17 protein-coding genes are annotated in these 20,139 nt (G+C 45.0%); 1 reads left to right on the top strand and 16 read right to left on the bottom strand.

All coding sequences use genetic code 11. The features are described from left to right. The 15 genes from HYN43_RS25530 to HYN43_RS25460 form a co-directional block, all read right to left on the bottom strand. Positions 1–1,071: a hypothetical protein gene (locus HYN43_RS25530; RefSeq protein ID WP_119406713.1), complete on the bottom strand. Its 1,071-nt coding sequence runs from the start codon at positions 1,069–1,071 to the stop codon at positions 1–3. A 22-nt stretch (positions 1,072–1,093) separates the two neighbouring features. Then, on the bottom strand, positions 1,094–3,043 hold the full coding sequence (locus HYN43_RS25525) for a polysaccharide biosynthesis protein (RefSeq protein ID WP_119406712.1): 1,950 nt from the start codon (positions 3,041–3,043) through the stop codon (positions 1,094–1,096). A 190-nt stretch (positions 3,044–3,233) separates the two neighbouring features. Beyond that, positions 3,234–4,184: an MraY family glycosyltransferase gene (locus HYN43_RS25520; protein WP_119406711.1), complete on the bottom strand. Its 951-nt coding sequence runs from the start codon at positions 4,182–4,184 to the stop codon at positions 3,234–3,236. Positions 4,185–4,187: 3 nt separating this feature from the next. Next, positions 4,188–5,114 (bottom strand): NAD-dependent epimerase/dehydratase family protein, encoded by a 927-nt coding sequence (locus HYN43_RS25515; RefSeq protein WP_119406710.1) that lies wholly within the window; start codon positions 5,112–5,114, stop codon positions 4,188–4,190. After that, on the bottom strand, positions 5,111–5,854 hold the full coding sequence (locus tag HYN43_RS25510; protein ID WP_119406709.1) for a glycosyltransferase family 2 protein: 744 nt from the start codon (positions 5,852–5,854) through the stop codon (positions 5,111–5,113). Before HYN43_RS25510 ends, HYN43_RS25515 begins: the two co-directional genes overlap by 4 nt. A gap of 21 nt (positions 5,855–5,875) precedes the next feature. Next, a complete protein-coding gene (locus tag HYN43_RS25505; RefSeq protein ID WP_119406708.1) occupies positions 5,876–7,009 on the bottom strand; it encodes a right-handed parallel beta-helix repeat-containing protein in 1,134 nt (377 codons plus the stop codon). Continuing rightward, positions 6,984–7,517, bottom strand: a complete 534-nt coding sequence (locus tag HYN43_RS25500) for an acyltransferase (protein WP_119406707.1) — start codon at positions 7,515–7,517, stop codon at positions 6,984–6,986. The genes HYN43_RS25505 and HYN43_RS25500 overlap by 26 nt, the downstream gene beginning before the upstream one ends. After that, positions 7,514–8,653, bottom strand: a complete 1,140-nt coding sequence (locus HYN43_RS25495) for a glycosyltransferase family 4 protein (protein ID WP_119406706.1) — start codon at positions 8,651–8,653, stop codon at positions 7,514–7,516. The genes HYN43_RS25500 and HYN43_RS25495 overlap by 4 nt, the downstream gene beginning before the upstream one ends. After that, complete coding sequence (locus HYN43_RS25490) at positions 8,650–10,116, bottom strand: hypothetical protein (RefSeq protein ID WP_162996629.1); 1,467 nt, start codon at positions 10,114–10,116, stop codon at positions 8,650–8,652. The genes HYN43_RS25495 and HYN43_RS25490 overlap by 4 nt, the downstream gene beginning before the upstream one ends. A 1-nt stretch (position 10,117) precedes the next feature. Beyond that, positions 10,118–10,669: an acyltransferase gene (locus tag HYN43_RS25485; protein WP_119409120.1), complete on the bottom strand. Its 552-nt coding sequence runs from the start codon at positions 10,667–10,669 to the stop codon at positions 10,118–10,120. Between the two features lie 26 nt (positions 10,670–10,695). Beyond that, positions 10,696–11,961: a lipopolysaccharide biosynthesis protein gene (locus HYN43_RS25480; RefSeq protein WP_119406704.1), complete on the bottom strand. Its 1,266-nt coding sequence runs from the start codon at positions 11,959–11,961 to the stop codon at positions 10,696–10,698. Between the two features lie 4 nt (positions 11,962–11,965). After that, positions 11,966–12,988, bottom strand: a complete 1,023-nt coding sequence (locus HYN43_RS25475) for an SDR family oxidoreductase (protein ID WP_119406703.1) — start codon at positions 12,986–12,988, stop codon at positions 11,966–11,968. Then, a complete protein-coding gene (locus tag HYN43_RS25470; protein WP_119406702.1) occupies positions 12,975–14,273 on the bottom strand; it encodes a nucleotide sugar dehydrogenase in 1,299 nt (432 codons plus the stop codon). Before HYN43_RS25470 ends, HYN43_RS25475 begins: the two co-directional genes overlap by 14 nt. An 80-nt stretch (positions 14,274–14,353) precedes the next feature. Further along, a complete protein-coding gene (locus tag HYN43_RS25465) occupies positions 14,354–16,732 on the bottom strand; it encodes a GumC family protein (RefSeq protein WP_119406701.1) in 2,379 nt (792 codons plus the stop codon). Between the two features lie 10 nt (positions 16,733–16,742). Further along, on the bottom strand, positions 16,743–17,444 hold the full coding sequence (locus tag HYN43_RS25460; RefSeq protein WP_205589827.1) for a polysaccharide biosynthesis/export family protein: 702 nt from the start codon (positions 17,442–17,444) through the stop codon (positions 16,743–16,745). Between the two features lie 363 nt (positions 17,445–17,807). On the opposite strand from HYN43_RS25460, the gene HYN43_RS25455 reads away from it, so the two are divergent. Then, positions 17,808–19,223: a S41 family peptidase gene (locus tag HYN43_RS25455; RefSeq protein ID WP_119406699.1), complete on the top strand. Its 1,416-nt coding sequence runs from the start codon at positions 17,808–17,810 to the stop codon at positions 19,221–19,223. Here the strand turns inward: HYN43_RS25455 and HYN43_RS25450 are convergent, their stop codons facing one another. Then, a complete protein-coding gene (locus HYN43_RS25450) occupies positions 19,224–20,087 on the bottom strand; it encodes a hypothetical protein (RefSeq protein WP_119406698.1) in 864 nt (287 codons plus the stop codon). Positions 20,088–20,139: the final 52 nt, after the last annotated feature.

Genomic DNA, 20,139 nt, shown 5'->3' with positions numbered 1-20,139 from the left:
TTATTTACCGTAGCTTAAAGTATAAACAGGAATAGCAACAGTTAAGCCCAATAAACCTTTATCAGAAAACCTCGCATTTTTATTTAATTTATTGCTGATATCCGGCACCTCGTAGTTAAGGCTTAGGTTAACCAGCGTGCGGCGCTCGTTTTGTACCGTGCGCTGAACCGGGATATTGATACCAAAACCGATATCAGTTGATTTCAATGCTTCGGTAAGCCTGGTTTTACCGTAAAAATTAAGACCGAATGTGTATTTATCGGGGCTGATTAAAAAAGTAACATTATAAAGGGCACTTGTTGTATTAGCTTTTATAAATAACCCTTTTTTTGCCGATGTTTCCTCGCTGGTGGCCTCAAGCGCTTCGCTGCTTTTGGTTGAGGTGATTTTATCATACGAGCGTACAATAACCGTTTGCATAGCCAGGTAATTATTATCATTTTGCCTGTACTCAAAACCCAGGTTACCGGTAATATTTAACCACGACATGCCCGTGCCTTTAAACGGCGTTAAATAAAAACCGCCGGTTAACTGGCCAAACAGGCTGTTATAGTTTTTACGCGAAATCTGGCTTTCAACATTGCTGGCGCCGTTATCCAAAAAAAACAGGTAGCTCTGAAAATTGTAACCACCTTTGGCAGTTAACCATGCCCACATCACGCTTGATGGCTGGGTATAAGCAGCGTTGCTTACTGCCGAACTTTCATATTTGGTATCGCGGTTTAAAAACAGGGTATAGGCCAGGTTGCCTGAGGCGTTGGTGGCCCATTTTCCTTTTTCAAACAGCGGGATAAAATCATTATTAGAGGTTACCGCTGCCTCAACAAACAGCATCGACATGTTGCCCTGGTAAACAGGTATCGAACCTTTGATAACCGGTTTTTTTGAAAAATCAACCAGGATGCCGGTTTGCGGCGTGGTGCTGTTGAGCGAGAACACCCTCGAGGTAAGCCTTTCAAAATCGGCGTTCTTGTACAGGCTGTCGCGCCCGGCAGCCGGCTGATCCTGCGCGTGTACGGCCGAAGCGCAAATCATGAGTAAAAGGAACAGGTTTAGTGCAAATGTTTTCATTATCTTTTTTTATGTTTTAATACTATATAGGTTCTTTATCAAGTTTTTGGTAGTATGAGTTGTTGCTCAGGTATTCGGGTACCATTTGTTTCATCTTTTTCACAATCTCCTCCTCGTCATCGCGTTGCACCAGTTGCAGTAGCTTTTCCACATCGGCCACTACATCCTTATAATCGTAAGTGCGTACGTTGGCTACTTTAATTTTTTCGTGATGGGTTGGTTGGGTAAGCTCTTCGTTGTTCAGTAGTTCTTCGTACAGCTTTTCGCCAGGCCTTAAACCGGTGTATACAATTTCAATTTCGGCACCGGGGGTGAAGCCTGCCAGCCTGATCATTTTTTTGGCCATGTCGCTTATCTTCACCGGTTCGCCCATGTCAAACACAAATATTTTTCCGCCCTGCTCGGTTACGCCGGCTTCCAGCACCAGTTGCACAGCCTCGGGTATGGTCATGAAATAGCGGGTTATTTCGGGGTGGGTTACGGTAACCGGTCCGCCTTTTTTAATCTGCGCCTTAAACCTCGGGATCACCGATCCGTTGGAACCCAAAACATTACCAAAGCGCGTGGTGATAAATTTGGTGTTAGCGGTAGCCGGGGCGGCTAATAAACCATCAACCGTATTTAAATGATCGCGCCCGTGGGTAATGGCCTCATTAAGCGATTGGATATAAATTTCGGCAATGCGTTTTGATGCACCCATGATATTGGTAGGGTTAACCGCCTTATCCGTCGAGATCATTACAAACTTATCGGCATCGAAATAAACGGCCAGGTCGGCCAGGTTTTTGGTGCCGCCTACATTGGTCTGGATGGCCTCGGCAGGGTTATCCTCCATCAGGGGTACGTGCTTGTAAGCTGCCGCATGGAATATAATTTCGGGCCTGAACTCCTTAAACATTGCCCGCATGCGTTTATAGTTGCGCACGTCGGCAATAAATAATTTTACGGTACAGTTGGGTGCAAGCTCTTCAACTTCCAGCCCCAAATCATGCAGGGGCGATTCGGATTGATCACAAAGGATGAGCATGGCAGGCTCAAAGCGCAGCACCTGGCGCATAATTTCTGAACCTATTGATCCGGCAGCACCGGTAATCAGGATGCGTTTGCCGCTCAGTTCGCCATGAATTTTTTGGTTATTGATAACGATAGGCTTGCGTGATAACAGATCTTCAATTTTCAGATCCTTAATTTGCCTCGGCAGGCTCTCGTCCGAAAACCATTGATCTGATGGGGGTACCGATGATATTTTGATACCGGCCTGCAGGCAGCGTTCAATCAGTTGCTGCTTAATCTGGCTATCCAGCTTTTCATCGGGGATAATAAGGCGCTCCACATTCATGCGGCGGGCAACCCTGTCAAGTTCGGCAAGGGGGTATACCTTACGCTGCTCAATAAACTTGTTTATTTTGGGGTTATCAATCTCTACAAAACCGGCTATATAAAAATTGCCCGTTTTGCTGGCCTCCAACGCTTGTTTCAGCAGCAGCGAATTATGATTGGTAGCGTAGATGAGTACCGATTTTTTACTGGCGGATGAATGGTACTTGATATAGTAGTACATACTGCGCACGGCAGTACGCAAAAAAATCATGAGCGAACTTTTAATAGAGAAATTGATGATAAGCAGCAGGATCACTTTGTTAACGGTAAACTCTTTAATGCTGAAAGCAAGGGCGTAAACAGCGCCGGATACCACATTACAAATTAAAACCGCTATAAAAATCCGCAGCATATCCTGCGAATTGGTAAACCTGATAAGCCCGGTGTGGATGCGCATTAAAAAAAACACGCCGAAAGTGACAGCGAGATAAACTTCGCACATCATCAAAAACTCTTGCTTATCTATCGGTACCAGGCCTATTTGTTTAATAAGCACACAGGCCGCAGTGAAAGCGATTGACGCTATAAACAGGTCAATAAAAAGCACTATCCAGCGCGGAACAGTACGCGCCTTCCGTAAAAATTTTAGCATGACAGGATAACAGCAGTGTGATATTGTTAACGCGGATTACAAGATCGATTTGTGATAAGGACGCTTGTAATCCATAACGAAAGTAGAAACCAAATGATAAGCTATAATTAATTCAGCATTAATTGTAAAAGGAATATTACAGCATTTCGGTCAATAAAACCCCTCAAAATCAGCGTGTAACAAGTTAATATTATGCCATCTTTAACTTAAGGTTGCGTTGTAAAATTAAATACAGGGCACTTAAACAGGCTGTTATAATTAACAGGTAAACGTAGAAATGCAGATGTGTGCAGGCCAAAAATAAATTAACTAATAGTTGTATTCCGCCATAAATTAAGGCCACTTGCCGGTGTGTGTAGCCCCGCTCATGCACCATCAACTGGTACAGGTGCAGCCGGTGCGCCTGCATAATGTTTTGCCCAAGTCTTAGCCTTTTTATAATGGTTAAAACCACATCGGTACCATAAACTCCAAATAAAAACAGGTATTTAAAATTATGTGTTTTGTTAAGCAGCATAATGGTGAGTGCTATCAGTATAAAGGCAATACTGATACTGCCTACATCACCGGCAAAGCACCTCGCCTTTTTCCTGAAATTGTAAAACAGGAAAATAAGGCAGGCTATCAGCAAACAAATTATGAGGTGCCAGGCGGCAAACAGGCTGATAAAATAATTAATGTACAACATCGTGATTAAAGCCACCGAGCAATAAATGCCGGTAATGCCGTTAATGCCATCCATAAAATTAAACCCGTTAATGGTGCCGATGATGGCAATGTAGCCGGCAATAACCATCCATAACGGCCAGGTGTTATAAACATCCAACGCATAAAGCATCATCGAAACCGCTGCCAGATGAACCGCCAAACGTAAAACCGCGCTAAGGGGCATTAAATCATCAACAAAGCTAATTACGCTAATGAGCAGCAAGCCGGCCATTAACCATACCGGCACATCGCCAAAAAATAACCAACCCGCTATAACAGCCAGCGGAAAAATAATACCCGCCCCCCGAATGGTAATTTCCTGGTGCGAGCTGCGGTGATTGGGCACATCAAAAATATTATAGTGTACCGAGAGACTGAAGTAGGCATTAATCAGCACAATTAAAATAAGTGTTATAAGCAGGTAAGGCAGCATAACTTATAAGTTTAAAGCGGTGTAGGTAAGCCCATCGGTTGCGCTCTGCGGCATTTGGTCTACCCCGATGGCGGCTTTTATTTTGTCATTGCTTACCAGGTAGCTTTCGGTAAGTTTTTTAAGCCTTTCGGAGTTGAGCGGGAGCCTCAACACATCACCTGTTTTTGCAATTGATTTGATAAGGCCGGCATTGATAGCCCATTTTTTAGGCCTGATATTCTGAGCTGCGGCCAAAACATCGATGATTTGTGATGTGGCAAGTGGTTCATCATCGGCAACATTATAACATCCGCTAACAATATAGTTTTTATCTATAATAGCCTTTATAACAAACAGGAGGTTGTTTATGGATAGTAATGAGCGCTTATTTTGGAAAGCAGCCAGCGGATAAGGGATTCCTTTTTTTACAAATTGATACAGCAGATTCAGGTTACCTTTATTACCGGGACCATGGATCATGCAGGGCCTTAGGATAATAACCCGTTTCCCCTCGGGCAGCGCGGCATTCAGTAAAAACTCTTCTGCTTTTAGTTTGGATTGGCCGTAGGGAGTTTTAGGCTCGGGCTTGTCGGTTTCAAGCAAAATACCGTTTACCGTATCGGCAGCAGCCTTTACACTACTCATATAAATAAAGGTAGATGCTTCGGATTGTAAAAAACTGCTAAAAAGCTTGATAGTGAGATCGGTGTTTACTTCAAAATACGCCTGGTCATCGGCAGTTTTTTTCAGGTCATGGGCTTTGCCGGCCAGGTGTACTATGGTATCGTAGCCGGTAATTTGGGGCAGCTCATCATAAGTAAACTGGGCAAAGGATTGGCCTGCCGGTTTTGTTCGCCCCAAACCAATCACCTCAAAACCCTCATTTATTAAATAGGGCATTAAATTGCTGCCAACAAAACCGGTATAGCCGGTTACTACTATCTTTTTCATCGGGCGTATTTTCTTAATCCGTTAATCACATAATTAACCATCAGCCAGGCCGAGTATACCATATTCAGTTTCTCCACATCGCGGTAAACCTTCCATACATACAACATTGCCTTGTATTTATTGCGCGATACCGAGTTTTTGCGGATGCGGTATACGGCCAGCGGCTCGGCAATTCCGTAGGCATAATCAATTTTTTTGAGGATAGATAGCCACAGGCCATAATCTTGTCGCTTCTGGATATCGGGCATGTAAAACTTGCCTATGCGTTCAATATCCATCACCGCGGTAAGGCAGGAGATAGGGCAGGTTTTCAGCAGGCTATGATAATTAACCTTTTCAGGTACAATAAAATCGGTATACAAAGGATTCAACTCCTCATCAACCCTTTTGTACGAGGCAAAAACAAAAGGATAATTGTGCGCCTGCATAAAATTTAACGAGGTTTCGATAAAGCCGGGCAGCCACAAATCATCCCCATCCAAAAAAGCAAGGTATTTACCCGCCGCCAGTTCAATGCCCCGGTTGCGGGTTTTTGCCGGACCGAGGTTGCTTTCATTAACCAAATATTTAATCCGGCTATCGGCAGCAGCTTCGGCTTTAATAATGCTCAGCGTATCATCCGTCGAGTTATCATCAATAATAATCATCTCCCAATCACCAACCGTTTGGTTTTGTACCGAGCGGATGGTATCGGCAATATAGGCGGCGCAATTGTAAGCGGCTGTTATTATGGAGATCATGGCGTGTACTGTTTTCTGTTGTTAATCTATCTGCACCCCGGGCTGTGCCTGCGCGGCTTTTTTCAATTTGTCAAAATCGCGGGGCTTAATGCCTTTTACGGGGTTGCTGATGTGCAGCCGCATACCGTAATTACGCAAAGGCAGTTTAATGGCTGCATCGCCCTGGTTAAGATAAACCGGGTTTACTATGCTGATATTTCCGTTGAGTGTATCATCGGCCGATGGCCTGCCGATAATGGCTATACCATTGCCCGAGCCATCATCAACCGGGTTTTTAATATTGATATTGGTCTCGCCCGCTTTGCGGCCCCGCAATTGCTGCAATGAGATCACAATGCCGTATTTAGGGTGATTATAGGTTACCACATCGCTGATATTGATATGATCAATTACATCGGTAGGGCGGTTAGGTTCGATATCGATGCCGCTTTGGGGCATCTGCCCGTTGCTGTTGGCTATCACCCCGCCGGTAATGCTAAGCTGGTTTGCCGAAGTAACCGAGATGCCGTTTCGCCGGTTATCATCCAGCAAAGGATTCACAATATTGACGTTTTGCGAGGGCACATTTTTCAATCCCCCAACATAAATACCATCGCCCCAGCAACGGTAAACTTTGGGGTTAATGATGGTAATGTTTTTTGAAGCCCGGATAGCAATGCCCATCCCCCATTGCCCGTCGGTGCCTGTATGCGTGGTTTTATCGCCCAAAATCACGGCCGAGTAAACCGTTACATTTTCAACATTGTGGATCCTGATAATCTCATAAGTGCCCGGTGCACTGGGTTTTAAAATCAGCTTCGAGCTGTCTTTAAAAACAACCGTCTGGCCGCTGTTTAAAGTTAAACCGGCATCGTTTACCATCACCGCGAAATTGGGCATAGCAACTTTGGGGTGACTATTAAGGGCCTGTTGCAGGTATGCGGTATAATCAACCGAGCCATCGGTAACGTAGCCCTGGGGTAATGCACGGGTAATATCGAAAGCGGTATCCCGGTTTGTTTTGTTTCGGGGAACGAAGCTGTAGTCTCGTAAATAGTCGGCAGGCACCGGCTTGTACACAAAAGCTTTGCTTTGCCCATAGCCATCGCATGCCGAAAGCAGCATACAGAGGGCTATCAGCCAAAAGCTATTATGCAACAACTTCTTCGGGAACATTGGTTAACTGTTTTAAAAATTTGGCGGGCAAACCGGCGTAAAGGCTATCGGTTTGTTGGCAGGCTTTGGTTAGTACCGAACCTGCTGCCAGCACCGATCTGTCGGGCAGTACGCTACCTGCCGTAACTACGCAATTGGCGCAGATCCATGATCCTTCGCCTATTATTACTTTTTGGGCCACATGAGGACCAAAGCGGTACGAGCCATTTAAAAACGTATGGTTTCCGCCCGATATTAAACTATTGGGGCCAATCAGCACTTCATTACCAATCTCCACATCCAAACCAATAATGATTGCCCGGTGACCGAACAATACATTATCGCCCATAACCAAACCCGATAAGCTGTTAAATATTACCGTAGAAGGTACCTGCAGGTTTCGTCCGCATTTTTTCATCATCAGCGAATAAAGCCAGCCCCTAAACCGCATAATAAAAGGCACATCGGGCATCCAGGCAGTAACTACGCGGATAAACCAGGAGTAAATGATGGTGATGCGGGTTTTCATTGAAAGATATTTTTAATGAACTGAGCGGTGGTATATGTTTTAGCTTTTTCGAAAGCTGATTTTTTTAGTTGCAGGCAACGCTCATGGTCGGTTACCAGGGTCGAGATTTTTTGATGGAAATCATCCGGATTTCCGGCTTCGGCAAAAACTATATTCTCACCATCTTTAAAAACGGTGGGTAGCGAACCAACCGGGGTTGATACCACATTAAGCCCATTGGCCATAGCCTCCAGCACCACCCTTGGCGAGCCTTCCGAAAAACTGGCAAAAGCAAATAAATTGTGTGTGCGGAAAAGTTGGTTCAGTTCCTCCCGCTTATCCACGTGGCCGGTAAATGTTATTGATTGGCTGATGCCCATAGCACTTACCTTGGCTTTCAGTTCGGCCTCACTTTCGCCCGAACCCACGATAGTAAAAGTGGCTGTCGGAAAATCTTTGATAAGCTTAGCAAAAGCCTCAATCAATACCTCAACGCCTTTGGCCTTGCGCAGGTAACCGGCATATAATATTTTTAAATTATCCCGAGATGGCAGGCTGCCTTCATCCATATAAAAATCATCATCGTTTAAAGTTGATGAAATCACTGCTTCGGCCCGGATGCTGTATTTTTTTAGTTTTTGTTGCAGATGGAAGCCGTTGGTTAATACCCTCGCTTTTTTACAGGCCTGCATATACATTAAATGCTCGGGCATAAACATGCTGATAAGCGTAGCTTTTTTCAGCTTGCCAAAATTAGGGTTGGTTTGGGCAGCATCAATAGGGTCGCCTACAAAATGGATAATCGCGTCTTTAAAATACCGGATACCAAGCCAGCCGAAAGGGGTGGGATAGCGCACATAAACCCTATCATACACATGCTGCAATTGTTTGTAGGCTGCAACGTAGGCTTTAAAATTTTTTATGGCCGATATGTAGCTGTTTGAATAAGGCAATTCGTGCACTAAAATATCACCCGCATTTTTTAATGGGGTAAGCGCGCTTTTGGTACCGGCCGGCAATTGTTTTACGGGGGCCAGCAGGCAAACGGTACTGTAATACTGTACAATTTCTTTGATGTAGATATAATGCGTGGCGGCTATATGATAACCCTCCTCATCTTTTTCGAGCGACCAGCCCTGGATCAGTAATTTTTTCATGCGGCGAGCTTGTTGTTGTCCTCGTTAGTACGTGTCATGGCAAACTTGCCCGATACCAGCCACAGCATCACTATTACCAGCAGCATCCTCTTCATGTAAAAAAATATCACGTTATCCAAATCGGCGCTGAACAAAAACACGATGAAGAGGATCCAGAGCGGCACAATAAAATTGCGTACATCCGTTGGTGTAAGCGAATAAACCCATTTATCCAGCCGCGCCATAAAAAAGGCAAGGGGTAAAAAAATGAGGAAGGCGGTATAGTAGCCAAAGTTTAAAATGTACTCGCCCAGCAGACCGAAAATACGAGTGGTATAAAACCCCATCGCCTTTCCGTCATAATCATACAACAGTTCGGTAGCAGCGGTTTTTTTGGTAGTTAACGATTCCTTATCTACCCCCGGGATATAATGCAGCAGACCGCCAATATAGGTTGCCCCTAATTTGGGTTTATAGTTGGAGTTTTGGTAGCGGTAGATCATGTAGGGCTGGATATCACCCCGGGCAAAATCGGTAAGCAACATCTCAAACACGTTAAAATTGTATTTATCTTCCGATACATCCAGCGTGCCCTCGGTGTATTGCGCTACAGCTTCCGAGCCACCCTGTTTGTAAAATTTGTATACGTACATAAACGAAATCAGCATCACCATACCAATCACCATTTCTTTAACCTGGAACTTGCGGATAAAATAATGGATCACCATACAGGCATGCAGCATGGTTAATATGGTATTACTGCGGCTGCCGCGTAAGCCGCCAAACAGCATACAGGCTACAAACAGTAAAAACAGGAAGATCATGATACTTTGCCCCTTGCGCAACGCCGGGTTGTAAAGCGCCTTGATATAAAAAAGAAAGATAAGCGCAATGGGGAAAAATTCGGAGATAACGAATAACAGGCCGAAACCTGCAAAGCCCTGATCTTCCGAGCGGGTTTCGTAAGTGCTGATAAAGCCGGAGATGCCGCCCAGTTTGGCGTAAACAATAATCTGGCATACAAAACTTACCGCGCAAAGCAGGTAAACATAATTAAGCTTGCCGGCCTTAAGCAGCAGGTAAACTTTATTATGCGGCTTGCGGATGCCGTAAAAATACTTGTAGGCATAAATAAATAATACCAGGCCACCCGCGTTAAGCAAACCGATAATGAATACATAAGGCTCCCAGCGCTTGGGCAGGATTAACGAATTATTGAAAATGAGCCAGAAGTTTAAGGCAAAATGCAGCAGCGGCGCAAAGTAGCAACCAAACCAAAGCGTGCAATAAAAATAAAACACCAATGGCAGCCTCAAACCATGCTGCCCGGTAACCTGGAAAATATAAATAATTTGGTAGGTAGCTAACACCCCGCAAACCGATACCGGCAGCAAATACCAATCGAACGGAACATTGAAAAACAGCATCATCACCAGATCGATAACGCAAATAAGCGCTATCGCCACGGTCGATCTGTTCAGCATATTATCCATTTATTACCAACTCCTTTCCGTTTTTCAGGGCGTCGATAGCCTGGGGATAAACCTGTTTATAAAATTTTGCCGGGTTGCCTACGTAAATTCCGTTAGCAGCCGGGCTTTTGGTTACTATGCTGCCTGCGCCAATAATTACATTATCGCTGATGGTGATGCCGCTCATTACCCGTACCCCGCAGCCCAACCAAACGTTATTGCCTATCAACAGGGGTTTATTTTCAACCGGGTTAAGGCGGATGGGCAAAGTAGCGTCGGCCCAGGTATGACTGGTACTTAATAGCGAGCAGTGGTGCGCTATGGATACATCGTTACCGATGGTGATGCCACCATAGCCTTCAACATAACAACTATCATGAATGCTTACATTATTGCCTATGCTGATACCCTTCCAGTTTTTAATAGCCACGTTGGGACCTATGATCACTTTACTGCCTACCGATGCGCACAGCCTTTTTAATATGCAATAACGGATGCCTAAAAACAGCTTTCCAGAGAAAGGCTTGATACTATCATACCAAAAAACCAACAGCGGCTTCGGCATTATCGAGCAGATAAACAACAGCACTTTCAACATACCTCCACCTCCTTCGGCATAACGCTCAACTCTTTAATACGGTTGTGCAACCGGTTGTAAATGATGATGCCCATCATTAGGCACAGGCAAACATTCACCAGTAAAAAAACCATGCCGGCACCGTTTAGGCCATATTTAGGGATCAACAAAAAACCAAGCACAAAGGAGATAGCCACCAGCGCGGCGTAAACCGGCAGCTGCACCCTGAACATTTTCATGGCATTGATGGCGTTGTTTAACACAAAGGCCATGAACGAAAACAGCGAGCCCGCGAAAATGATACACAACAAACCCTCGTTCCCTTTAAAATCTTTATTAAATAGTATCGGGAACAGATAGTTACTTAATGGTACCAGTATAAATTGCGCCAGCCCAAGCCCGCCAATTACCAGTGCTTCGATTTTTAATTTGGATAGAAATTTATCGAAGTTATTTTCATCATAATGTTGCGCGAGATAAGGCAGGCTGTTTTGCACCACCGATTGCACAAAGATGCGGCTGAAAACAATGAGCGACAGGTAGCCCGAAAATAACCCCAACTCAAAACTATTCCTGTATTTTTCGAGGACAAAGCGGGGGATATTGGGCAGCAGATAAACCAGCAGCAGGGATAAACCCGTAAGCACACCAGTAGTTACAATTTTTTTGATAAGCGGGTTGCCGGCATCAAACCTGATCTTCACTTTCAGATTGCTGAGCAGCTTAAAATCGATCAGCATGCTGCAGCAATAGGCGATAGGCAAGGAAATGAGTGCCAGTTGGAACGATTTAACAAACCTAAACATCAACAGGTTAAGCAAAATAGCCAGCACCGAACGGAACATCAGCATTTTGCTGTACACCTCAATCTTTTTGCGCTTATGAAACTCGGCATGGATAATATCGCTCATCATTTCGATGGCTTTAAACAATCCGCCTAATAAAAATATCATGAAGATATCGCGGTAAAACAAAAAGCCGGTTAAAGCGGTGGTGAGCAAAAAGGCGATGGCGCAAACCACCCGCACCATAAAAAACACGTTGAAGCCGTACGTATCGGTTTGGTCGGCCACGTGAATATTCCTTATCTGGAGCGAGAAAAAAGCATAAAAAGGCAAAATCCAGGCCATGGCCAGCGAGTATGAGCCCATCTGTGCCGTTCCGTACAGCTTGGAGATCAACATCAAAACCACCCACTGGCTCACCGAACTGAACAAATTGCCCAGGAAGGAGTAGGAGTAGCTTTTGGCGTTCGCCTTTTTTAATAACCGGCCTATCATTAGCTTATGTGTTAAGCTTTAAATTTGTTTTATACCAATTGTAGGTTTTTTGCAGGCCTTCGGCAGCCTGTACCTGTGGCTCATAGCCCAATACTGCTGCGGCTTTATCTATCGAGGCCAGGCTTCGCCTTACATCGCCCAACCTTTCGGCGGCATGCTGTACATTGGCCTCAATACCGGCCATCCCGGCTATCCGCTCCCAAAGCTGGTTAAGCGTGGTTTGGCCGCCGCAGGCTATGTTAAATATCTCGTGTTTATCCAGGCCATCAAAAAACAGGGCTTTCATGTTGGCCTGGATTACGTTTTCAACGTAGGTAAAATCACGGCTGGTTAATCCATCGCCGTTAATGGTTGGCGTTTCATTATTTAAAGCGGCTTTAATAAACAATGGGATCACCGCCGCATAAGCGCCCAAAGGGTTTTGCCGGGGACCGAAAACATTAAAGTATCTCAACCCAATGGTATTAAAGCCATAAGTACGCGCAAAAACATCGGCATACAACTCGTTAACATATTTGGTTACCGCGTAAGGCGACAGCGGCTTGCCTATGTTATCCTCAACCTTGGGCAGCTCCTTGCTATCACCATAAGTGCTCGAACTGGCGGCATACACCATGCGCTTAACCCCGGCATCGCGGGCGGCGGTTATCACATTTAAAAAACCGGTGATATTAACATTATTTGTAGTAAGCGGATCTGAAATAGAGCGCGGTACCGAACCCAAAGCGGCCTGGTGCAGCACAAAGTCAATATCCTGCATGGCGGCTTTACAATGCTCCGGCTCGCGGATGTCGCCCTCCAGCAATTCAAAAGCGGGGTTTTCCTGAAATGGCAGCAGGTTATCTATCGATCCGGTAGAAAAATTATCCAGCACTCTTACCTTACCAGCCTTGTGCCTCAACAGGTACTCCACCAAATGGCTACCTATAAAACCGGCACCGCCTGTTACCAGGAAATGGTAGTTGCCCAGATCGGACGAATGGAATACAGCCTCGCTTATTCCATCGGTTGCATTATAATCTTGCATCGGCCAGTTGTTTTGGTAATACCGATTTCACATCATAAATTACCTTGTGGCCGTTGCAAAGCTTTTCAATATCCAAAGCTTTAAACTCATCATGGGCCACGGCCAGTATTACGGTATCATAAATTTTGCCTTCCTGCAGCTCGCTTACGCATTGTACACCGTACTCATGCTCCACTTCTGCACAATTGGCCAGCGGATCATAAACGGTGATGCGGGCATCAAACTCGTTAAGCGTATTTACAATATCAACCACGCGGGTGTTACGCACATCGGGGCAGTTTTCTTTAAAGGTGATACCCAAAACCAATACCTCGGCACCTTTCACCGGGATATCCTTTTTCACCATTAGCTTAATTACCTCGTGGGCTATATATTCACCCATGCCATCATTCAGCTTTCGACCGGCCAGTATAATTTCGGGGTGATAGCCCACCTCCTGCGCCTTTTGCGACAGGTAGTATGGATCAACACCGATGCAATGCCCGCCCACCAATCCGGGGCTAAAGCGTAAAAAGTTCCATTTGGTTGATGCCGCATCCAATACCTCGCGGGTATCGATACCCAGTTTGCAGAAAATTTTAGCCAGCTCGTTTACAAAAGCGATATTGATATCGCGCTGCGAGTTTTCAATAACTTTGGCCGCTTCGGCAACTTTGATAGATGGGGCTTTGTGAGTACCGGCCACAATGATGGATTGATAAAGTTTATCAATAATCTCTGCCGCTTCATCAGTTGAACCCGATGTTACCTTTTTTATTTTAGTAAGGGTATGTTCCTTATCTCCCGGATTGATCCGCTCGGGCGAATAACCCACCGCGAAATCGGCATTAAATTTCAGGCCGGAGAATTTTTCAAGCACCGGTACGCACTCATCCTCGGTAACGCCGGGATAAACTGTCGATTCGTAAATTACAATATCGCCATGCTTTAAAACTTTGCCAACGGTTTCGCTTGCTTTATACAGCGGGGTAAGGTCCGGGTGGTTATATTTATCAACCGGGGTGGGTACGGTAATGATATAAATATTGGCGTTTTCAATATCGGTGTTGATGTTGGTCAACTTCAGGCCGTTGATACCGGTATCGGCTAAAACTTGTTTAAGGGTATCATCATCAACTTCTCGGGTGGTATCAAAACCGGCATTAAGTGCGTTAATGCGGTTTATATTGATATCGAAGCCGGTAACGTTGTATTTTTTTGCAAATTCAACGGCCAGCGGCAGGCCCACATATCCGAGACCGATGACAGCTATTTTTGCATGTTGCAGGTCAAAATCAGCGTTCATTTGTCGAGACAGGTTAGTATGTATAATCAGGATATAAATTAACTCATCAAATATTCAGGGTATGTCAATACAACTTTAAATTAATCTACACGCTGTTTTTTTCTTTTCAGGAACTTTTCAAACCAGTTAGGCCCGTCTTCATCAAGCATATAACCGTAGCCATAACTGTAGTTATAACCATAGCCACCATAGCCCTGCATATTACGCTTGCGCCCGTCGTTCAAAATCAGCATCAGGTTGCGGAGGTTATTTTTATCGTAGATGTCTTTGATGATATTGATCTGGCTTTTCAGCGTGTAGTTATACCTGATCATGTACAGCGTTCTATCCGCAAAGGCCGATAAATTATAAGCATCGGCAATCAGTCCTACCGGCGGCGAATCGATCAGGATATGATCAAACTGCTCCCTCAACTGCGCAAACAGATCGTTCACGCGGCCATTCAAAATCAGCTCGGATGGGTTGGGAGGGATTTCGCCCGAGCCCATAATATACAAGCCTTCAAAATCAGGTACCGGCTGGATGAGGCTGTCGATATTTTTTGCACCCGATACGAGGTAATGGGTGATACCCGTAGCAGCCGAAAGGCCCATATCTGATAATAATCTTGGCTTGCGTAAGTCGAACTCCAAAATGATCACTTTTTTACCGGCCAGCGCCAAAGTGGCACCCATATTAATACTGAAAAATGTTTTGCCCTCGCCGCTCATGGTCGAGGTGATAAGCAATACTTTGTTTTCTTCTTCCGGGGCCGATAACTGCAGCTTACTCCTCAACAGCCTGAACATTTCAGAAAATACGGTGCGGCTATCCTTACGGATCAGGAAGCGTTCTTTAGAGATGGTGTGGATGATCTCACCCAAAACAGGTGCGCCGATTTTCTTCACATCGTCAACATTGGCCACCTTATTATTAAGCAGTGCAATTACAGATATTATCGATATAGGGAAAATAAACCCGGCCATCAGGGCCGCCAATAAAATAATTGAGCGCTTGGGCTTTACCGGAATTTCATCGGCATCGGCTTTATCAATTATCCGCAGGTTTGATACCGCGGCGGCTTTTGACAAACTGGCTTCTTCGCGTTTTTGTAACAGGTATTGATACAGGTTTTCCTTTATATTTTGCTGCCGCTTTATCTCCAGTAATTCACGCTCGATGGATGGAACATTCTTTTTCAGCGACTCGAACTTTACGTTTTTGCCGCTCAGCGAATTGCGGGCTATGATCAATCCTTTTTTGATATTACGGATATCTTCGAGGATGTTTTGACGCAGGGTAGAGATCTGGTCGCTTAGGTTAACGGCAACCGGGTTGCTCTCGTAGTTTGATTTGAGCAGGCGCTTGCGTTGTAATTGTAACTGGTTAAAATTGTTGATCAGCTCAACCAAAGTAGGGTCCTGAATGGTGAGCGAGCTTGGCACCAGGTCGGCTTGTGTTTTTTGGCTGGTGATATAACTTTCGATAGACTGCAGAATGCTGATCTGAATTTCGTAATCGCCCAGTTTTTTATCATAATCGCCGGTGCTTTGCAGGTACTGCTGCGATTCGGAACTGATATCCGTTACATCATTTTTCTTCTTGTAATTTTCTACATCTTTTTCAACGCCTGATAATTCCTTCACCAAAAACACCAGCCTGTCGTCAATAAAAGCAATAGTTTTGGCAGCGGTTTCATTTTTGTTTTCGATGTTTTCGAGGTTGTAATACTCTACCAGTTTATTCAGCACATCAATGCCCTTGGCAGGCACCGAATTATTGAGCGAAAGTTTAAGTACATTGCCGTTTTTATTAACCGGGCTGATGGTTAAGTTATCCAGGTAATCCTGCACCAGTTTTTTCATATCCTTAAACTGGCACAGCACGGCATTACTCACCAGTTTATTAACCGGCACCATGGGGTATACCGTAAAGGTACCGTAACTCCTTTTTACCGGCTGCCCAAATGTGCAGGTTTCATGGCCGCCTACATCATCCAACGTAAATTGCGTGGCCGAGATGGGGTTGATGGCTACTTTTTTTTCAAAAGCCGATGAATCAACCCGGCCTACCACTACCTTAACCGGCACCGAGCTGCCGTAAACCTCGTTATTCTTTATCTTTCCTTTTTTAAAATAAGATACCTGCAGGTTTAAATCGCGCAGTACCCGTTGCATCAGGGTTTTGCCTTTGATAACTTCTATCTCGTCGTCAATATTTTTTCCCGATTTAAATAGCTCCAGATCGCTGAAGAGGTTATTCATCTGCGACAGATCGGAGCCCTTCGAATCGTCGGTAATTAATATGGTGCTTTCAATGTGGTACTCGGTAGTAGCATAGCGCAGGTATAAAAACGCGGCTATAACACAAACTACTACCGATATCAGGAACCAGCCCCAGTTACGGGAATATTTCAGAAAAGCATCCTTCACATTTACAGGCTCAAGCGGCTGTAGTTGAAAGGGATTGGGTTGTGACATGATTAATTATTTAAAATAACCGGGATATGATAACAGTGATAACGGTAGCAGCCGCTACAATGATTGACAGGGTTTTGGTATCGGTACGGGCCTGTTTTTCGCGCAGTTTATCGGGTATTACATAAACCACATCGTTTTGCTGCAGGTAATACGCCGGCGATTGCAGGGCATCTGCATTATTGAGGTTGATGCGGGTTACCGTACGCCGCCCGTTCTCTTCGTGAATTACCTGTACGTTTTCGCGGCGGCCGTAAACCGTCATATCGCCGGCCATGCCCAGGGCTTCCAGTACATTAACCCGGCTGTTGGGGATATTAAATACGCCGGGTTTATTCACCTCGCCTACCACGGTAATTTTAAAATTGATAACTTTTATACTGATGATCGGATTTTTTACCACATTGGCCAGTGCCTGGCCCATGCGGCCAACCGCCTCTTCAACCGTCATACCCTCCAGCCTAACCTTACCCACCACCGGGAAGGTAATCTCGCCCGAGCCATCAACAAGGTAACCCGGTGCATCGGCGGGGGCAGCATTGCCGGGCAGCACAGCAGTGTTAACCACAGGCAACAGGCCTTTATTTAATAAGGTACTCGTTTCCGGATCGACATTGGTAATTACTATGCTCAGCATATCGCCAGGCTGCAGGCGGGGTTGTACCAGGTTGGTTATTTTTGAGCTGTACTTCGCGGTATCGCCCAAATTGCTCATATAAACCAAATTGCGTTTGCCGGCACAAGCAGAAAGGAGCAGGGCAAACAAAATACAGGAGCAATACTTTAAGTTGTGATAACTTAGTTCAAAAAATTTACTAATCATTAATTTGCAGGATATTCCCCCGTGACAAGGAATGTTAAACAGCGGTAAAGATAACCGGGCAATGTAACTTTTATATTACGCTTATATTTTGTTAATGTATCTTTTACCTCCCTGTTAAATAGCAACTTACGCAAAAGCACAGGTGTTTGTTAGGCAATTATTAAGTGCAGATTATATTATGGGCATTTACCCGTTGCCCCCGATTTTAGGCCGGGCGCTTCAGTAAATTTGCCCGTATTATCACCCTGCACAAACATGTTATTAAAACGCTTACTGCCTTTAAAAAACTTAAAGGTTTTATCGCTGGCGGCTGCCTCCAGTGTTATTATTTATGGTTGCGATAAAAAAGGCGACGGGCCGGTTAACCCCACAGGTCCCCCTACCAATGCCGAAATAAATAAATGGATTTTGGATAGCCTGAAACGGTATTATTACTGGACGGATAACCTGCCCGCATCACCAAACACCGGCCAGGAACCAATCCCGTTTTTTAACAGCGTAAAGTATAGTGCCGACAGGTTTTCATTCATCAACATCCCCAACGGCGCAACCTCGCGCAAGGCCGATAGCCGATCAAAATATGGTTTTGACTATGTGGTTTTTAAAGAGCCCACAACCAACCATGTTTTGGGCCTGGTAACGCTTGTATTAAATACCTCGCCTGCGCAGGGCCAGGGCTTAAGGCGCGGGCAATATTTTAATAAAATAAACAATACCGAATTAACTGAAACCAACGCCGCCTATTTGCAAAGCCAGTTGCTAAGCGGCTCATCGGTTAAATTGACGGCAGCATCGTTTGATACCGGTAGCATTAAAGAAACCGGCTCGATAACTATTCCGGCAGGGAATACCCTCGAGCAAACCGCTGTTCAAAAAACATTTACGGTTGGCAGTAAAAAAGTGGGGTACCTGTTTTTCACCGCATTTTTGGCTACCGACAGGGAAGCTTATTTAACTGTTTTTAATGATTTTAAAACCAGTGGGATAAATGACCTGATCCTCGATCTGCGTTATAATGCCGGCGGCGATGTATCAGCCGCAGCGGCCATGTGCAGCATGATTCCGGTGGGTATAACCGCATCAAGCGGCTTCATTGAATATAAAGGAAACAGAAATGCCGGCGAACGTAATGAAACTTTTGCCGAGGCAGCCACGGTATCCGGCGGCCCGTCATTTACCGCCCTGCAGCAGCGTAACCTTGGATTAATTCGCCTGTATGTTTTAACCACTGCCGCCACCGAATCGGCTGCCGAACTGGTGATCAATAACCTGCAGCCTTATCTTACTGTTGTGCAAATAGGCCAAACCACCCGCGGTAAAGACGAAGCATCCATCACCATTGCCGACAGGCGCTCTGCCAAACGGGTTGACTGGGTGATGTATCCCATCGTTTACAAAATACTCAACTCCCGCGGTAACGGAGGCTATTCGGCGGGTATCACCCCGGCTTATTCTATGGTCGAATCGGCACACCTGCCCCTCATGAACTTCGGCATCGAAACCGACCCTATGATAGCTGCCACGCTCAGATTGATTGACGGCAAAGGCTTTTCAACAAGCGGCTCGGGCTTAAGTAACAACAGTTTAAGAAGTACGTCACAAACGCAAACCGCCGAGATCTTCAACTCAGCGGTGTCGGCATTTAGTGCGCCTTTATTGAAAGATCATTAATTATTGAAAAAGGCTTGCCCTGTCATCAACTTTATAGGTAATCACGTTAGGCTTTTCGGCAGTTACCCTGATATCGGTAATGGTGTAAAGCGCGAAGTAATCGGGCTGAAACGGCAACAGATCATACGGGGTAACAACAACGCCAGTAGGATAGGGCAGCGGATTGCCGGTATTAGCTACATGGATATAAACAGCATAATCAACAAATGTTGGCGATGCCGGTGGGTTTAATTCGGTGTAAGTATTAAATTCGGTTTGTTTAACGCCGTGTATTATGCCCGCAGGCTCGGGTTTAATCAATACGGTATCAACATTTACAGTAATTGGTTTCCCGGTTTTAGGATCAACCCTGGTAACCTTAACCGTGGTTGAATAACGTTCATGAAGTTCTATATCAACCGGGCCTTTATAAGTTGAAGCTGTGCTTTTAAAAGTGATCCTCAAACCCATCGAACCCGCAGTTGGAGCAGGGAATACCGGGTTTTGAAAAAAGGTTTTGCCATCGTAAAAAATCTTTACGGTAGTATCGCGGTTTGGCGTATTAAACCTGATCTGGCTACCCGCATAAGGCACACTGCCGTCTTCTTTATAAAAAACCACCCGGTTTAGATCCTGCGAAGGATTAAAGGGCACCTCGTATGATACTCCTGAAATTTCTTCAGTTACATACCCGGCAACCACGCTACGCGGGCCTACACGTACCTGCATCCGCTCAAGGGTGTACCCTTTAAGGTTGATAATTGGGAATGTGGTACCAACAGCATAACCCGGGCGGTAATCTTTTTTTGCACAACCCGAAACAGCGGCCAGTACAAGCAGAATGAAAACGCCTTTAACTAATTTATAATTGTTGAAATTAAGCATAACTTAATGTTTTAATGATAAAGGTTAATATGAAAAATCTACGCCCTGTTTA

This window comes from Mucilaginibacter celer (assembly GCF_003576455.2).
Taxonomy (GTDB): domain Bacteria; phylum Bacteroidota; class Bacteroidia; order Sphingobacteriales; family Sphingobacteriaceae; genus Mucilaginibacter; species Mucilaginibacter celer.
This window is presented reverse-complemented; position numbering and strand designations above follow the sequence as displayed.

Excerpts from the sequence above, each read along its gene's own strand:
- HYN43_RS25525 (WP_119406712.1), bottom strand. The coding sequence starts at position 3,043 with ATGCTAAAATTTTTACGGAAGGCGCGTACTGTTCCGCGCTGGATAGTG.
- HYN43_RS25450 (WP_119406698.1), bottom strand. The coding sequence starts at position 20,087 with ATGCTTAATTTCAACAATTATAAATTAGTTAAAGGCGTTTTCATTCTG.
- HYN43_RS25465 (WP_119406701.1), bottom strand. The coding sequence starts at position 16,732 with ATGTCACAACCCAATCCCTTTCAACTACAGCCGCTTGAGCCTGTAAAT.
- HYN43_RS25500 (WP_119406707.1), bottom strand. The coding sequence starts at position 7,517 with ATGAAAACCCGCATCACCATCATTTACTCCTGGTTTATCCGCGTAGTT.
- HYN43_RS25475 (WP_119406703.1), bottom strand. The coding sequence starts at position 12,988 with ATGCAAGATTATAATGCAACCGATGGAATAAGCGAGGCTGTATTCCAT.
- HYN43_RS25510 (WP_119406709.1), bottom strand. The coding sequence starts at position 5,854 with ATGATCTCCATAATAACAGCCGCTTACAATTGCGCCGCCTATATTGCC.
- HYN43_RS25505 (WP_119406708.1), bottom strand. The coding sequence starts at position 7,009 with ATGTTCCCGAAGAAGTTGTTGCATAATAGCTTTTGGCTGATAGCCCTC.
- HYN43_RS25520 (WP_119406711.1), bottom strand. The coding sequence starts at position 4,184 with ATGCTGCCTTACCTGCTTATAACACTTATTTTAATTGTGCTGATTAAT.
- HYN43_RS25470 (WP_119406702.1), bottom strand. The coding sequence starts at position 14,273 with ATGAACGCTGATTTTGACCTGCAACATGCAAAAATAGCTGTCATCGGT.
- HYN43_RS25485 (WP_119409120.1), bottom strand. The coding sequence starts at position 10,669 with ATGCCGAAGCCGCTGTTGGTTTTTTGGTATGATAGTATCAAGCCTTTC.
- HYN43_RS25515 (WP_119406710.1), bottom strand. The coding sequence starts at position 5,114 with ATGAAAAAGATAGTAGTAACCGGCTATACCGGTTTTGTTGGCAGCAAT.
- HYN43_RS25480 (WP_119406704.1), bottom strand. The coding sequence starts at position 11,961 with ATGATAGGCCGGTTATTAAAAAAGGCGAACGCCAAAAGCTACTCCTAC.
- HYN43_RS25455 (WP_119406699.1), top strand. The coding sequence starts at position 17,808 with ATGTTATTAAAACGCTTACTGCCTTTAAAAAACTTAAAGGTTTTATCG.
- HYN43_RS25530 (WP_119406713.1), bottom strand. The coding sequence starts at position 1,071 with ATGAAAACATTTGCACTAAACCTGTTCCTTTTACTCATGATTTGCGCT.
- HYN43_RS25495 (WP_119406706.1), bottom strand. The coding sequence starts at position 8,653 with ATGAAAAAATTACTGATCCAGGGCTGGTCGCTCGAAAAAGATGAGGAG.
- HYN43_RS25460 (WP_205589827.1), bottom strand. The coding sequence starts at position 17,444 with ATGAGCAATTTGGGCGATACCGCGAAGTACAGCTCAAAAATAACCAAC.
- HYN43_RS25490 (WP_162996629.1), bottom strand. The coding sequence starts at position 10,116 with ATGCTGAACAGATCGACCGTGGCGATAGCGCTTATTTGCGTTATCGAT.